The following is a 15,247-nucleotide window of genomic DNA, read 5'->3' as shown; positions in this document are numbered from 1 at the left end:
TACCAAGAATATCCGATTGATAAATGAAACTGAATTTTAAAAACAACTTTATAGGCTATTTTCAATTTTACTATAATGTTATAGGCAACAGGTTGCTTTTAAATACCGGTTTAGGCATTATGGTAAGCTTTCTGGACGGTATGGGCCTGGCTATGTTTATGCCCCTGCTGCAATCAGTGAGTGATACCGGCGAAATGAAATCGTCAGGCAAATCAATGGGTAAACTGCACTTTTTAACAGATGCTATTACCTCACTCGGTTTCCAGATCAATCTTAATTCTATACTTGTTGTGCTGGTATTGCTGTTCGCTGTTAAAGGCGGACTTAAGTTTTTTCAGCAAAACGGGCAGGTTCAGCTGTGGTTCTACTTTATGCGCCGTATACGCTTTGCATTGCTTGCGCAGTTGCAAGGTTTAACCTATCGTAACTTTTTAAAATTAGATACCGGCCGTATCCAAAACACTTTAACCGGTGAGGTGGGCAGGCTTAACCAAACGGTTAAGTTTTATTTCAACGCCATCCAAGCAGCGGTGATGTTGTTAACCTATGTTGTGCTTGCGTTTTTGGCCAACTACCAGTTCGCGCTGATTGTGGGCGTAGGCGCGGGTATATCAAGCTTATTGTACAGACGGATTTATCGCTCAACCAAAAGCGCGTCATTAAGCATCTCAAAAACGGGTAACCAGTTCAACAAGCTGATTACGCAATCTATCTATTACTTTAAATACCTTAAATCAACCAACTATTTCGCACGGTTTTCTGATCACATCAAGGGCGTTATACGCGATTCGGAAGAGTTTAACAAAAAGATGGGTTACAACGCCGCTATTACTAATAGTGTTAAGGAGCCGGTTATTATTATAATTGTGGCCGGGGTAATATACCTGCAGGTAAGCTATATGGGCACCATGTTAAGTACCATCCTGTTAAGTTTGCTGCTTTTTTACAGAGCGCTTATGTCATTGGTACTGGTGCAAAATTTTTGGCAAAGCTTTATCCAGAACAGCGGTTCGATGGATTCAATTGCTACGCTTTATACCGAAATGGCAGAAGGGCAGGAGCATGAAGAAAATAAAGCTTACAAAGGTTTCGAGCAAGGTATACAAATATCAAACAGCTCATTTTCATACGATAAGGTTAAGCAGATACTGGACCGCGTAAACATATCAATACCAAAAAACAAGACTGTTGCTTTTGTAGGCGAAAGTGGTTCAGGTAAAACTACGCTGGCCAATATTTTGGTAGGTTTATTAAAACCTGATTCAGGCGAACTACTGGTTGACGGCGATGTGCTTAACCAGTATAACCTTAATAGCTTCCGTAACCGTATAGGTTATATATCGCAGGAAGCGGTGGTGTTTAACGATAACATATATAATAACATCACCTTTTGGGCTGAACGTACACCTGAAAACCTGGCGCGCTTTAATAAAGCGGTTGAGCTTGCTTCGTTAACCGCGTTTATTGATAGCTTGCCTGATAAAGAGAATACGATGTTGGGCGACCATGGTACGTTAGTATCGGGCGGGCAAAAGCAGCGTATATCCATTGCACGTGAGCTGTACAAGGATGCTGATATCCTGATATTGGATGAGGCTACCTCAGCGCTCGACTCTGAAACAGAGCGCGTGATACAGGACAATATTGAAAAACTGCATGGTACTTACACCATGATCATTATAGCACACCGCTTATCAACCATAAAAAATGCTGATACTATTTACTTGCTTGAACAAGGCAAGGTAGCCGCCAATGGCACGTTTGACGAAATGGTTGAAACGTCTGAACGTTTCAGGCGCATGGTGGAGTTGCAGGAAGTTTAAGACCCGGTTATAATATTTGCAGATGAATAAGAACGAAAGAATTTTTGGACTGGACCTGATGCGCTGCATAGCGATACTGTTTGTGCTGTTCAGTCATGCTCGGTTTTACCTGCCCATTGCCGATCAGCAAAGTATTACTGTGCTGGGCTTTTGGGGTGTGGAGCTTTTCTTTGTACTTAGTGGTTTCCTGATTGGCGGTATACTCATCAAAACGTTTGAAAAGGAAGCTACAGGTGGTTCTCTCAAAACCTTTTGGGTACGCCGGTGGATGCGTACGCTGCCTAACTATTATCTTTTCATTTTTATTAACATTGCCTGCGTGCTTTTACTTAAGCCGCCGCATATACGCATCCAGCATTTGAGCTGGTACTTCGTGTTTCTGCAAAACTTTGCCTGGGTTAAACCATCATTCTTCAACGTATCATGGAGTTTATGTATCGAGGAGTGGTTTTATATGTTCTACCCGCTGGCTGTGCTCTTCTTCAGATACGTATTTAAGTTCAGCATACGTAATGCATTCTTAACTGCAACGCTGCTGTTCATTATAGTGCCAATTGGTTTCCGCTTTTACTGCTTAACGGTTAAACACTATTATTTCTGGCAAACCAGGATGATCGTAATCAGCAGGCTTGATGCCATGATGACCGGTGTTTTTGTTGCCTTCCTGAAATTTTATCACCGTAAAACCTATGAGAAACTGGTTGGCCCGGGCGCCATCATAGGCGCGGTTATAGCCGCCGGCCTGTTTGTTTTCTATTTAAATAATAACGCTATGGAAGGTGTTAACCCGGTTATACAGGTATTCTTCCTTACCGTGATGACCATTGCATTCGCCTTGTTTTTACCGGCTTGCAATAATTTAAAAACAAAAAGTTCAAACTTTGTTTATACCGCTATATATAAAATTTCGCTATGGTCATATTCAATCTACCTAATAAACTTTCCGGTAGTATACGTACTCAACAAGGTTGAAGAAGAATTCGGGCTAAAAGGCGGTATATATTCACTCATATTCTTTGTGCTGTTTTTCGCGCTTAACTTAATTATATCAAGTTATCTGTACAGGTTTGTTGAAAAGCCGTTCCTTACGCTGCGCGATAAATATTTTAAAGAAGAGAAGCCGGGTACTGCGGTGCCCGCCACACCTATAATCAGGTAATAAATTAGTGGAGATAAGTGAGAGGTGATAATAATAGTATAAAACAATTGTAATCAAATTGAATAAATTCAGATGAGAAACTTACAGATCACTACACGCTGGTTAAACAAAGAGCAAAAAACGCTTAAAACTACGTTGGAAGAAGCCAGTGTTCCGGAATTAAGGCAGGGTGAAATTTTAGTTGAAATGCTTGCCATACCTATGCACGGAAGCTTTTGGCTGGCCTCGCACCCGGATGGTATACACCCTCGTCGTGATGAGTTTATGATTGATGATGAGTTTGTTTTTGGTAACGGCGGTGTTGGCCGTGTTATCCGCTCAAATGCTGACGCGCGCGAAATAGCCGAAGGTGATTATGTAACTGTTTTTGGCCATGTACCTTGCGAGCATTACGATTGTTACGCCTGTACCGTTTTACACCGTTATACCGAGTGCGATTATGGTGAAAGCACCATTATAGGCCATGGTAAACACAGCTACGATGGCTCATACGCTAAGTATGTGGTGTTACCTAAATATTCTTATGAAATATGCTATCGTAAACACGAAAACCCAACCATACAGCAATTAATGCCATTTATGTTCGGCTTCTTGATTGCCGATGTGCGTAACGCGCTTACCCGCCATGCCGATTCATTACGTATGCGCAGGTTATTACTGGTAGGGTCGGGTTTTTCAGGCTTGATTGCCGCTTACATACACAACCGCACCTGTCCGGAGTCAAGAATTTTTGTGCTTGATTCATCAGAGGAGCGTTTGGCAGTAATTAAAGCTATTGATCCGGAATCAATCGAAACTTATGTACTACCTGAAGAGATAGTAGGAGAGCTGAATAACAAGCAGCAAAGCCTTGGTTTCAGGCACGAACTGAACAGCAGCATTGAAGACATTGCGAAAAAAATGAAAGCGCATTTTGGTGGCCGTGGCTGTAACTTACTGTTCGATAGCTCATCAGGCAATACTGCGCCTATATGGGATAACAAAAACATCCTGAGCCCGTCAACGCACTGTATACCTTTCGGTTTCGGTTCGCATTACATCCTGTTAAATAAAGATCTGATCCAGTTTTCAGGCTTGAACATTATGATGTCTCGCGGGGTGGGTAACATCCGTAACCGTAAAGAGGTTATTGAGTTGATTAAAGCCGGTGCAAGCGCGTTTATAGAAGAACATTTGATTGAGCCGGCAATACGTTTGCAAGGTTTGGAAGAAGGAATAAAATATATTGATGAAATGCATAACCCGCCAAAGCCGTTGCACCAGGTTGGTCATGCTTATATAATTCCGAATCCTAACTTCAATGGGTAATGAGGATTGACTTGTTACTTCTGATGTACAATCGTCCGGAGCACACGTTAAGTACGCTTGAAGGATTGGCAGCCAACGGTATACCACACGTTAAAGCCTACCTGGATTACTCGGATAAACCCGAAGTGATCGAGAACCAAAAAAAGATACTTGACATTGTACACAACTTTAAAGGACTGAACATTACGCTTACGCAGCGTACCGAAAAGTTTGGTTTGGCAAAAAGTGTACGGACAGCGATGAGCGACGCATTTGCCGATGGAGCTGATGCCGCTATATTGCTTGAGGATGATTGTGTATTAAGACCGGGAGGCTATGAATTTTTCAGGCAAGGCCTTACCGAACTTAAGGAGAACAAGAAGATACGCAGCCTTTGCGGCTACCTGTTTCCGAATTGTAACTTTATATTTGATCCGGAAGCCGATTTATTGTTGCTCAACCGCTTTTCAACATGGGGCTGGGCAACCTGGGCCGACAGGTGGCAGCAATATGAGGTTGACCTGGCTAAGGTGGTTTCATTATTTGATACCATCGGTTTTTTGATAGAGGATTTTTCAAGCGATATGGCCATCCTCTCGAAATCCGAAAAATTTTTGAAAGGCCAAGTAGATATATGGAGTGTGAGCTGGATTTTGCTGCACTACCTCACATCAACCTTTGCAGTTTACCCTAAGGAAGCTGTAATTGACAATATCGGGCTTGATGGTAGCGGCGCCAATTGTGAAGATACCGAAGTATTTAAAACCGGTAAATCAAACGCAGTTATTAACCAGTACAACTGGAAAGGGCTTAACTACTTTTTAGAGAACGAGGAAATTATTAAAGAATTTATGGCCGTTAATGGCCTTAAAACATATCCGAAACCATAATGGAGAACGTAACAGAATCAGCAATCAATGTAAATGCCGCGGCTCTTGAAGCTTTTGCACAAAAGCTGCTGTTAGCTGCGGGTTTTGATGAGCTTTCGTCGCGCACCGCTGCCGAGGGTTTAGTGCAGGCATCATTGCGTGGTGTTGATTCGCATGGAATACGTTTATTGCCCCATTATGTAAAGGCTTTAAAGGCAGGGCGCTTAACACCGTCGCCGAAGTTCGAGTTTGAACAAACAGGACCGGCAACAGGAATCATTAATGCAGACCATGCACTGGGTTTCCCGGCAGGACAAACAGCTATTGACAAGGCTATGGAAATAGCCGCTGTACAGGGTATGGCAGGGGTAACCGTTACCAATTCATCGCACTGCGGTATGTTGGCGTACTACACTATCCAGGCGGCTAAGAAAGGATTTTTCGCCCTGGCAGTAACTAACACTACTCCACGACTTATTCCTACAGGATCAAAAAAAGCATTTTTGGGCACTAACCCATTTTGCTATGCCTTCCCGTTGCAAAACGAAGAGCCGCTGTGTTACGATGCTGCAACTACGCAGATCACCGGAAATAAAATACAGCTGTACCGTCAATTAGGGCTTGCTTTACCTGAAGGCGTAGCTGCTGACAAAGATGGCAACATTACTACCGATGCTAAAATCGCCGAATTGCTGGTGCCGTTTGGTGATTACAAGGGTTTCGGCATTGCTTTGCTGGTTGATATATTGTGCGGTGTGTTGTGCGGCATGCCTAACGGCGATCAGGTTAGTGCTATGTACGGCTCCGATATATCGGGCAAGAGGCTGCTTGGGCAGTTTTATTTGGTTTTTGATATCAACCGTTTCAGGCCGTTACATGCATTTGCGCAGGAATTACAGGAAGAAATGGAACGTTTGCGTGCTTTACCATCTGTTGATGGTCGCGCTATCATGGCACCCGGCGATCCGGAGAAACTGATCAGCGCTGAACGTTCTGCATCAGGCATACCTCTGGAGCCCGAAATTTTTGCATCGTTACAATCGGTTGCTGATGAATTGAATGTAACCGGAATTCATGAGATAATTTTAAACTGATATACACATTCTTGACATGGAGAAGAAATCAATAGTACTGGCCATTACACCGGCAAGAGGAGGTTCAAAAGGCGTTCCGCGTAAAAATATTATCGATTTAGGTGGCAAGCCACTTGTTGCGCATACCATTACACAAGCTAAGAAAGCCGCGTTGATCGACGAATATATTGTTAACAGCGAAGATGAGGAAATCCGCCAGGTAGCTGAAAAGTGGGGCGCCAATACCATGACCCGTCCGGATATGTATGCCCACGACCAGATATTGCAGGAAGTTGATTTACTGCTGAAGTGGACTGTTGAGCAATTTGAAGAAGCTAACCCGGATAAGCATGTCGATATCGTGGTATTGTTATATCCAACAGCACCGCTGCGTAATGTATCGGCCATTGATGCCGCTATTGATTTGGTGAAAAATCAAGGATATGATTCGGCATTAAGCTTATACTATGATACCCGTTACTTGTGGAGCGTAACCGACGAAGGCACAACCGTTGAGCCACGCAATTACGATCCTAACAAACGCATGCCTCGCCAAAAGGAATCATGGAACCAATGGGCAGAAAATAAAGCCATCTACGCCACCAAGCGTGATATATTGTTTTCCATTGGCCGTATCGGCCCAAAATGCGGTTACGTAGAAATGGAAAAATGGCGCTCAATAGACATAGACGAGCCCGTAGACCTTGAAATGGCCCGCGCCCTTTATCAAGCTAAAAAGGACATACTGGATTCGTAAACGACAACATACAGCAAGCAACTACCCATACAAACCATGATCATCGGAAAAGAATATAAAGACAAGTTTCTTCCCCACTGGGAGAAATGGAAACGCGTTACTTTCCGTGGATATAATTATGGTGGGATAATTGCAAATGAGCTATCTCATTTACATCATATAGATGGAGAAGGTAAAAAATTCTCGCTAAAGGCTGAATTTAAATCTCTACTTAAAAATATACTATATAAAAGTCAAAACATACCTATATCGATCACTGAACGAACAGGCAAGCAATCAAACAACCTAATTATAGGCTTTGTAATGGATGATGATAACCGTGGGGATTATTTAAAGCAATGCGATAACGTTTTAAATCAATTAGATGATTATACAATAAGAGTATTTACTATAGATAAAGACTTCAAAGTAAAAAGGAAATTTGCCTTTTGCGCTATAGTAGCTAAGTTTTCATTAATTATAAAAACTCTGACAGCTGTTCCAATACGTCAGTCTTTTAGGGTGCAATCTGTTGCAAAAAATATAAAGCTGCTTGCTAAATGCCTTTATTATTATGATTTAAGTCGGTTTATTGATTCGATTAATTTGTTGGAGAATTTGAATTTGCTGATTGTATTTTCAGACATGAAGCAGTATGGAAATATTTTTGTTCAATCGGCAAAGCAAAAAAAAATACTTACTGCTACAATGCAGCATGGAATTTATGTTCGACATAGAGATCACCAATACTCACAATCGGCTATTAATTATCTTAATTCACCTGCTGATTATTTGCTTGGATGGGGCGATAGTGTTGCAAGCGTGTTCAACGCTAATGGAAATTCTCGTAAAAATGTATTGCTATCAGGTAGTTCAGTAAAAGAATATCAAATAAGTAACTATTATACTGCTGCCAATGATAGTGTAATGGGACGTACAAATAGTTTTGTTATATTATTTTCACGCAGTACACTTAGACAGTCAAATGCGGATATGTTGCGTATTGCACAAACTGTGGCTAAGCAAACAGGGTATATGTTTAATGTACTAATGCATCCTACCAATAAGCTAGAGCATTATGCATTTGATAAATGCAGCAATTTAATAGAGGTTTACCAAAACTCATCAATGTTGGTAAGTCTTATTCAAAGTTCTGATTTTTGTATATGCCACTCAACTACGGTATATTTTACATCATTGTTAAAACGTAAAGCGTGTTTTAGATATAACGATGAGCACTTTATTGATTACGGAGGACTTGATGATATGTTTAATAATGAAAATGAGCTTTTAAATAAAATTACAAAGAATGATTATGTACTCGAAAACGAAAATCTTGAAAAGTTAGAAGCATTGCTTGAACATCAATTCGGAAGCCGAGAGCATACATATAAAAATAGTATTGAAACGCTGCTAAAGCAAGCTGTGAAAATTAAAAGTATCTTGTAAGATTGATTTACTATGAACAAAAAAGCCAGAATAATTGCATTTTATTTACCACAGTTTTATCCAATACCTGAAAATGATAAATTTTGGGGTAAAGGGTTTACCGAGTGGATAAATGTAGCGGCCGCCAAACCTCTTTATAAAGGGCATAAACAACCTGTTATTCCAGGTGATTTAAGTTTTTACGATTTACGTTTGCCTGAGATTCGAGAAGCACAAGCCAAACTGGCGAAGGAAAATGGAGTAGAGGCATTTTGTTACTGGCATTATTGGTTTGGCCGTGGCCGTCGTATTCTTGATCGTGTTTTTGATGAGGTAGTTCAATCTGGTAAACCCGATTTCCCATTTTGTCTTGGATGGGGTAATGAAACATGGTCAGGTATATGGCATGGTTCACCAGGAACTGTGCTTATAAAACAAGAATATCCTGACGTAAAAGATTTTGAAGATCATTTTAATACGGTATTACCTGCTTTTCTTGATAAGAGATATCTTACTGTAGATGGTAAACCATTGTTTCTAATATATCGCCCGGGTGATAAAGATTTTAATATTCAGCTTTTTGTTGAAACATGGCAAAGGCTTGCAAAGCAAAACGGGCTTCCGGGAGTTTACTTTGTAGGTGTGCTTAATGGGAAAAAACCGTCGGAGGTTAGTATGGATGCACTTGTATCTAATGCGATTAGCCCGGTTGTTACGCAAGTTGAGAAGAAAAAATACGGAAACATACAAATGAAAGCCCGTAGAAAGTTTCCATTGTATAATTCGTTCTTTTTACCACGCCGTATATCATACAAGGATTTTATTACTCAGCAAGAAGCAGACGGGTTGCCTGAAGGTTATTTGCCTAACATAGTACCGCGTTGGGATAATACGCCGCGGAGCAAAAAAAGAGGTGTGGTACTTATGGATTCCACAGCTGAGCTTTTTGAGGTGCATGTTAAAAGTGTTATTAAGTCAATTCAAAATAAACCAGAACAACAGCGTATAGCATTCCTTAAATCATGGAACGAATGGGCAGAAGGTAATTATATTGAGCCTGACCGTGAAACGGAAAATGCATATTTGGAGGTTTTGAAAAAGTGTGTAGAGATTTGATATATGAAAGTTTTATTAACATCTAATGCTAATAATCCGTATATAACAGAGCTTGTTGAAGGGCTGGCGGCTAAAGTAGAAATTGTGAATTCAGTTACAGAATTTTGGAATTCTGAAGCTATGTTTGATGTTATTCATATACAGTGGCCTGAAGAGTTGTTTAAATGGCTTGCTCCTTCAAAGCAACAATTAATTGAATTTAAAAACCGCATGATTATGTGGAGAAGTCGTGGCGCTAAGATAGTAGTTACACGACATAATGAATTGCCTAATAAAGCAGATGCCGAAAGGTTTAAAGAGTTATATGATTTTTCATATTCAACAGCGGATGCGGTAGTTCATTTGGGCGAATATAGCCTTGAAAATCTTGTAAGTAGAGGCTCAGGAACTTTAAATTCGTTAATACCACATCATATTTATACAAGTTACCCAAATTTTGTGGACCGTAAAGAAGCACGTAAAGAACTTGGTATAAAAGAAGATGCAAAAGTGATTTTGTGTTTTGGTAAGATCAGAAATAAGGAAGAGAAAGAATTTATATTTAATGCTTTTTCGAAAATAAATATAAAAAAAAAATATTTACTGATACCGGGTTTTTTTGAGAGACATTCTTTTAAAAAACATCCGGTAAGAAAAATATCAATACGGGTAAAACACATCCTAAGAAAAATGTTTTCAGATCAATGGCTGGGTTTTAAATTTGTTCATCACCGAAAAGTTCAGTTTTTTTTTAATGCGGCTGACGTTGTATTGATCCCCAGACTTGAAAATTTAACATCAGGAGTAATTTATTTATCATTGGCGTTTAATAAATATATAGTTGGTCCTGCAAATGGAAATATTACAGAAGTTTTAAGAGCATTTGATTTCCCTACTTTTAATGTTTCCGATGAAGAATCGGTAGTTGCTGCTATTGAAAAAGGATTATCGGCGAACACAAGTTCAACTATATCTGAAAAAGATAAAGAGCGATTCTTATTATCATACTCAATCAAACAACATATTGATCTATACACAACCCTAACCCAATAACTTTTCCCATGTCATTATCCACCCCATTTATCACCATAATCATACCTACTTATAACGATTGGGACAGGTTGATGTTGTGTTTGGAGGCGCTGGCGGGGCAAAGTTATCCAGTTGATAGTTTTGAAATTATTGTTGCTAATAACAACCCGCATGATAATGTGCCTGACGGCTATAACTTGCCTGCTAATTGTAAAGTAATCGCTGAAGGAAAACCGGGCTCGTACGCCGCGCGCAACGCGGCGCTTAAAATAGCAAAGGGCGAAATATTGGGGTTTACTGATTCTGATTGTATTCCTTATGCCAACTGGATAAGTACTGCGGTAGAGCATTTTAACAATCGGCCAAATAGTTATCGGATAGGCGGTAGTGTGGAGCTATTTTATCAATCCGCAAAACTTACTAAGGCTGAATTGTACGAAAGTGTTTTCGCTTTTAACCAGGAGCGTTATGTAAATGTTGAGGGCACCAGCATTACCGCTAACATGTTTACTAAAAGGGAAGTTTTTGATGCCGTTGGCGTTTTTGACGATACGCTCATGTCCGGTGGTGACTATGAGTGGGGCGTTCGGGCATTAAAGGGCGGTTTTGGAATAGATTATGTTCCTGAACTGGTCATAAAGCATCCGGCCCGGCATGATCTGAAGGAAATAGCTAATAAAGCCCGCCGTGTAGGTGGTGGACAAGCCGGTTTCCAAGAAAATAAAAAGATAAGTAAACTGGGTCACATGTTGCAGTTTGTAAAGGAAGTAAGGCCAACCGGCGGCGATATCAGGTACATATTAAAAAAAGGAAAAAACCTCTCTTTAAGCCAAAAGCTTGATGTTTTTTTTGTGCGGTATTACCTCAAGGCCGTGCGTTCGGCAGAGCGATATAGAGTATTAACAGGCAAAAATGCCAGCAGATTTTAACATGAAGTTCTCGGTCATCATACCAACATACAATCGCCCTGATTTTTTGAGGGAGGCATTGGCCAGTGTTGCAGCGCAAACCTATAAAAATTATGAGGTTGTTGTTGTTAATGATCATCAGCCTGATGCGGATGCTGTGAATAAAGTGTGCGGTGAGCTTGATAATGTTAAGGTGATACATCACGAACAGTCTATGGGTGGCAACGCCGCGCGTAATACCGGCATAAGCCATTCAGATGGCGAGCTCATCGCGTTTTTGGATGATGACGACCTATGGTTGCCAACAAAGCTCGAAGAGCATCTTAAAGCACACCAGGCAAGTGCAAATGTAGGGCTGGTTTATTCAGATTGCATACTGTTTAATGATGAAGATGGCAAAACCAGCGAAGCGAAGCGTGACCTGCCCGCTGATGTGTTGAATGCTATGCGCCAAGGCGATTTTTGCCCGATTACGACTACCTGTGTTACAGTGACTAAGCAAGCGGTAGAAGAGAGCGGACTATTCGATGAAAACCTGGTTTCTTTTCAGGACTGGGATATGTGGTTTCGCATCGCTCATCAGCATAAATTTGCGCATATAGATAAATCGCTGATCAAATTCAGAGAGCATTTTGGCGAACGCACATCAAAATCAATAGAAAAGCGTTTAAAAGGTTTGGGGCAGGTAGTGCAAAAATGGAAAGCCAAGGTAGATATGTCGGCGTTCCAAAACATTTTTCTGCGCAGAACTTACTACTTTTATGCCTGTGATCTGATAGCGGCAAACAAAAAGCTGAAAGCATTGTCTTACTCGTCAAAATTGCTTAGTCCGGCTTTATTGTCTATTGATTCACTCAAAAGGTTTATAAAGATATTGGTTGGTGTAACGCGTCCGGCGCGTACATCTCAACATAAAGTGTAACATGACGCTAAAAAAGAATTTAGCTTTTATATCGGTTTTCTTACTGATAGCAACGTCGGGCATTCCCTTCTTTCAAGGGCAGATGGGTTTTATCGCTATCGGTTTAATGTGCAGCTTAACAAGTTTTTTGTTGTATACTGACAGGAAGGTTGATAAGCGATTCCTGTTATTTATGACAGTTGTGTTGCTGGTGCAAATATTTCAGGGAGCGTCAGGCGGTCAATATTTCTGGTCAACGTATTTTGGTTTAATGCTCCGTTTTTTTTGGGGGTATATGGTTATCCGTACAACCAAGATGGATTTTTTGAAGTTGTACGTCAAGCAATTGTATTTCTTTTCATACATCAGTATATTTTTCTATCTGGCTATGGTGCTTGTGCCCAATTCCGAAACTATCTTCGGTAAGTTATCAGCGCCGTTCGCATTCTTCCCCTTCAGTTCAACGCTTGAAAATTCCGATCAAACTTTTCATATCATCATCTATAACTTTCATGGATACCGGTACTTGTATCAATCTAACGAATCGTTACAAATGATACGTAATTGTGGCCCGTTCTGGGAGCCGGGAGCGTTTGTAGGGTTCCTCATAATGTCATTGTTTTTCCTCTATATATCCGAGGGAACTATAAAAAACAAAAAGGGGCTTATATTCATCATAGCCATGGCCACAACATACAGTACCACAGGTTACCTGGCGTTGATGTTGTCGCTTTTTGTATTATTAAAGGCGGAATTTAATAAGTATAAAGTGGTAATAATCCCCTTGTTAGCGGCTATATCCATGTACGCGTTCTTTAATCTATCCTTTCTTAATAGTAAAATAAAAGACCAAAGTGCCAAGGACTCAGATAAGTCCCGTTTTGGCTCTGCGGCAAGAGATTTGGAGTTCTTTTTTGATAGTCCGTTTTTTGGGCAGGGGCGTAATGCCGAAAGTGCTTATGGCCAGGCAACATCGGGCGATGCTACAACCAATAACGGGTTAACCAGTACACTTGCTGGTATGGGTATTGTTTATATGGCAGCCTTTTCATGGATGATCATTTACTCACTCAAACGGTTAAGCAAGTTTTACCAGCGACGATCGGTTGTGCCGCTTTATTTCATTTTTTTGCTGATCAGTTTTTCTGAAACATATTATACCATACCTTTTTTCATGAGTCTGGCCTTTTTGTACGTCATTACAGATTATAAGATAGGTGCCACCGTAAAGAAGGGTTTTAAGATAGCTCCGGTAAAAGTTTCGTATTCATAACAAGAGAGGTAAGTATATAAGTAATTTTATATGAAAGTAGCATTAGTAGTTCCAACGTTTAACAGGAGCCAGATATTAATGAATCTGGTGAGTTATATCGAAAATCAAACTGTAAAGCCCGAGCTTTTTATAGTGGTTAATGATGGGTCTACCGATAATACCTCTGAATTGCTTGCCGCCCACCCCATCGTTACCGAGCTTAAAGGTGATGGCAATCTCTGGTGGACCGGTTCAGTTAACCTGGGCATCAAGTACGTATTAGATAATCATCCGGAGATTGACACCATCATCCTGCAAAACGATGATGTAATTATTGCTGACGACTGGCTGGAAACCTTAATTAAGGTTGGTGAGCAAAACCCGAAAGCTCTGGTGGGTTGTGCAGCCGTTGACTATCGCGACAAGCAATCCATAACATACGCCGGCAAATACACCAACAGCTGGTTCGCTTTCAACAAATTTGTTTATAAGGGTAAAAAGCTGGATGAAATTGACCGTGAACTGCCTATATATCCCTTTGATCTTATTGGCCGAGGAATACTGATACCGGTTGAAGTATTTCATAAAATAGGCTTATTTGATGCAGAACACTTTAAACATCGTGGCGATACCGAACTGCCGCTAAGGGCACGCAAAGCAGGCTACAAGCTTATATTGTCCTTTAAGCCCCTTGTTTTTGAAATGCCTGATAAAACGCACGGCGTTGATATTAAACAGAGGTATACTGTTAAAGATATCAAGCCATTCTTTTGGGATTTCAGATCATCAACCTACATTAAATATCGTTTTTACTACTCCAAGATAGTGGCTGATAATCCACTACAGTTCCTGACGTTTTTTACCTTCAGTTTAATGGCGCATTCGCGCAAATTTCTCAGGAGATTTAAGCTGGTATGAGCAGTCCGCTACGTTATTTAAGAGGGTTATCGCAATCGCTTAAAAAGCTGAGCCCCTCACTACATACCAAAGTGCTCAATGTCGCAAATCGCTCGTCTGAGCTATTTATGCTTAAAATTACCGATAAGGGAAAAGGCAACAAGGTAGACTACAGTAGTGTGCTTTTCAAAACCGTAAAGGTAAGGTTCAGCGGTAACAACAATACAGTTACACTGGGCAAAAATGCTAAGCTGCTTAACGTAACCATTCATGTTAAAGGCAGCGGGCATAATTTGTTTATCGGTGAGAATTGTATTATCCAAAATAGCAAATTTTGGTTTGAGGATGATAATAGCCGGATAGCGGTTGGCGAGGGCACAGATATGCGTGGAGCTGCTATAGCGGTAACCGAGCCATCAGGCAATATTACCATCGGCGATGGCTGCCTTTTCGCAGCAGGGCTCGACATCCGTAACGGCGATTCTCATTCTATATTAGATAAAACAACCGGCAAACGAATTAATTACGCGAGCGACATTAGCATTGCCGACCGTGTTTGGATAGGCCGTGATGTATCTATTTTAAAAGGAGCCCGCATAAGCAGCGAGTCGGTAATCGGTACGCGTTCACTGGTTCCGGGCAAACAATATCCGGCTAATGTACTGATAGCAGGAGTGCCGGCCAAAGTAGTCAAAGAAAATATAACCTGGGATGCCAAAAGAATATACGATAACGTATGACACCGCTTATCCAATTATTGCATTGTTTTGTTGAAAAAGCATGTAAT

The 15,247-nt window shown here is 40.8% G+C and carries 14 protein-coding genes; all 14 read left to right on the top strand.

Annotation, left to right across the window (positions count from 1 at the left end):
• The first annotated feature begins 23 nt into the window (after nucleotides 1-23).
• The 14 genes from LT679_RS08045 (at nucleotide 24) to LT679_RS07980 (ending at nucleotide 15,200) form a co-directional block, all read left to right on the top strand.
• Nucleotides 24-1,823, top strand: coding sequence for an ABC transporter ATP-binding protein (locus LT679_RS08045; protein ID WP_232176945.1), 1,800 nt, complete (start codon nucleotides 24-26; stop codon nucleotides 1,821-1,823).
• Between the two features lie 22 nt (nucleotides 1,824-1,845).
• The gene (locus tag LT679_RS08040; RefSeq protein ID WP_232176944.1) at nucleotides 1,846-2,982 is read left to right on the top strand and encodes an acyltransferase family protein; all 1,137 of its coding nucleotides are present in this window, start codon (nucleotides 1,846-1,848) and stop codon (nucleotides 2,980-2,982) included.
• A 72-nt stretch (nucleotides 2,983-3,054) separates the two neighbouring features.
• Nucleotides 3,055-4,290 (top strand): alcohol dehydrogenase catalytic domain-containing protein, encoded by a 1,236-nt coding sequence (locus LT679_RS08035; protein ID WP_232176943.1) that lies wholly within the window; start codon nucleotides 3,055-3,057, stop codon nucleotides 4,288-4,290.
• Nucleotides 4,291-4,313: 23 nt separating this feature from the next.
• The gene (locus tag LT679_RS08030; protein ID WP_232176942.1) at nucleotides 4,314-5,159 is read left to right on the top strand and encodes a hypothetical protein; all 846 of its coding nucleotides are present in this window, start codon (nucleotides 4,314-4,316) and stop codon (nucleotides 5,157-5,159) included.
• On the top strand, nucleotides 5,159-6,232 hold the full coding sequence (locus LT679_RS08025; RefSeq protein WP_232176941.1) for an Ldh family oxidoreductase: 1,074 nt from the start codon (nucleotides 5,159-5,161) through the stop codon (nucleotides 6,230-6,232). The genes LT679_RS08030 and LT679_RS08025 overlap by 1 nt, the downstream gene beginning before the upstream one ends.
• Before the next feature lie 16 nt (nucleotides 6,233-6,248).
• Complete coding sequence (locus LT679_RS08020; protein WP_232176940.1) at nucleotides 6,249-6,968, top strand: acylneuraminate cytidylyltransferase family protein; 720 nt, start codon at nucleotides 6,249-6,251, stop codon at nucleotides 6,966-6,968.
• A gap of 36 nt (nucleotides 6,969-7,004) precedes the next feature.
• Nucleotides 7,005-8,396 carry a hypothetical protein gene (locus tag LT679_RS08015; protein WP_232176939.1) on the top strand — a complete coding sequence of 464 codons (1,392 nt, stop codon included), beginning with the start codon at nucleotides 7,005-7,007 and terminating at the stop codon, nucleotides 8,394-8,396.
• A 12-nt stretch (nucleotides 8,397-8,408) separates the two neighbouring features.
• Nucleotides 8,409-9,491 (top strand): glycosyltransferase WbsX family protein, encoded by a 1,083-nt coding sequence (locus LT679_RS08010; RefSeq protein ID WP_232176938.1) that lies wholly within the window; start codon nucleotides 8,409-8,411, stop codon nucleotides 9,489-9,491.
• 3 nt (nucleotides 9,492-9,494) lie between these two features.
• Complete coding sequence (locus LT679_RS08005) at nucleotides 9,495-10,523, top strand: glycosyltransferase family protein (protein ID WP_232176937.1); 1,029 nt, start codon at nucleotides 9,495-9,497, stop codon at nucleotides 10,521-10,523.
• An 8-nt stretch (nucleotides 10,524-10,531) separates the two neighbouring features.
• Nucleotides 10,532-11,431: a glycosyltransferase gene (locus LT679_RS08000; RefSeq protein ID WP_232176936.1), complete on the top strand. Its 900-nt coding sequence runs from the start codon at nucleotides 10,532-10,534 to the stop codon at nucleotides 11,429-11,431.
• On the top strand, nucleotides 11,415-12,332 hold the full coding sequence (locus tag LT679_RS07995; protein WP_232176935.1) for a glycosyltransferase family 2 protein: 918 nt from the start codon (nucleotides 11,415-11,417) through the stop codon (nucleotides 12,330-12,332). Before LT679_RS08000 ends, LT679_RS07995 begins: the two co-directional genes overlap by 17 nt.
• Before the next feature lies 1 nt (nucleotide 12,333).
• Complete coding sequence (locus LT679_RS07990; protein WP_232176934.1) at nucleotides 12,334-13,584, top strand: O-antigen ligase family protein; 1,251 nt, start codon at nucleotides 12,334-12,336, stop codon at nucleotides 13,582-13,584.
• Between the two features lie 30 nt (nucleotides 13,585-13,614).
• Nucleotides 13,615-14,481 carry a glycosyltransferase family 2 protein gene (locus tag LT679_RS07985; protein WP_232176933.1) on the top strand — a complete coding sequence of 289 codons (867 nt, stop codon included), beginning with the start codon at nucleotides 13,615-13,617 and terminating at the stop codon, nucleotides 14,479-14,481.
• Entirely contained in the window at nucleotides 14,478-15,200 is a 723-nt protein-coding gene (locus LT679_RS07980) for an acyltransferase (protein WP_232176932.1), read from the top strand. The genes LT679_RS07985 and LT679_RS07980 overlap by 4 nt, the downstream gene beginning before the upstream one ends.
• The last annotated feature ends 47 nt before the right edge of the window (nucleotides 15,201-15,247 follow it).

The organism is Mucilaginibacter roseus (genome assembly GCF_021215455.1).
Classification (GTDB): domain Bacteria; phylum Bacteroidota; class Bacteroidia; order Sphingobacteriales; family Sphingobacteriaceae; genus Mucilaginibacter; species Mucilaginibacter roseus.
This window is presented reverse-complemented; position numbering and strand designations above follow the sequence as displayed.

Excerpts from the sequence above, each read along its gene's own strand:
- LT679_RS08015 (WP_232176939.1), top strand. The coding sequence starts at position 7,005 with ATGATCATCGGAAAAGAATATAAAGACAAGTTTCTTCCCCACTGGGAG.
- LT679_RS07990 (WP_232176934.1), top strand. The coding sequence starts at position 12,334 with ATGACGCTAAAAAAGAATTTAGCTTTTATATCGGTTTTCTTACTGATA.
- LT679_RS08005 (WP_232176937.1), top strand. The coding sequence starts at position 9,495 with ATGAAAGTTTTATTAACATCTAATGCTAATAATCCGTATATAACAGAG.
- LT679_RS08045 (WP_232176945.1), top strand. The coding sequence starts at position 24 with ATGAAACTGAATTTTAAAAACAACTTTATAGGCTATTTTCAATTTTAC.
- LT679_RS08040 (WP_232176944.1), top strand. The coding sequence starts at position 1,846 with ATGAATAAGAACGAAAGAATTTTTGGACTGGACCTGATGCGCTGCATA.
- LT679_RS08010 (WP_232176938.1), top strand. The coding sequence starts at position 8,409 with ATGAACAAAAAAGCCAGAATAATTGCATTTTATTTACCACAGTTTTAT.
- LT679_RS08035 (WP_232176943.1), top strand. The coding sequence starts at position 3,055 with ATGAGAAACTTACAGATCACTACACGCTGGTTAAACAAAGAGCAAAAA.
- LT679_RS08000 (WP_232176936.1), top strand. The coding sequence starts at position 10,532 with ATGTCATTATCCACCCCATTTATCACCATAATCATACCTACTTATAAC.
- LT679_RS08020 (WP_232176940.1), top strand. The coding sequence starts at position 6,249 with ATGGAGAAGAAATCAATAGTACTGGCCATTACACCGGCAAGAGGAGGT.
- LT679_RS07995 (WP_232176935.1), top strand. The coding sequence starts at position 11,415 with ATGCCAGCAGATTTTAACATGAAGTTCTCGGTCATCATACCAACATAC.
- LT679_RS07980 (WP_232176932.1), top strand. The coding sequence starts at position 14,478 with ATGAGCAGTCCGCTACGTTATTTAAGAGGGTTATCGCAATCGCTTAAA.
- LT679_RS08030 (WP_232176942.1), top strand. The coding sequence starts at position 4,314 with ATGTACAATCGTCCGGAGCACACGTTAAGTACGCTTGAAGGATTGGCA.
- LT679_RS08025 (WP_232176941.1), top strand. The coding sequence starts at position 5,159 with ATGGAGAACGTAACAGAATCAGCAATCAATGTAAATGCCGCGGCTCTT.
- LT679_RS07985 (WP_232176933.1), top strand. The coding sequence starts at position 13,615 with ATGAAAGTAGCATTAGTAGTTCCAACGTTTAACAGGAGCCAGATATTA.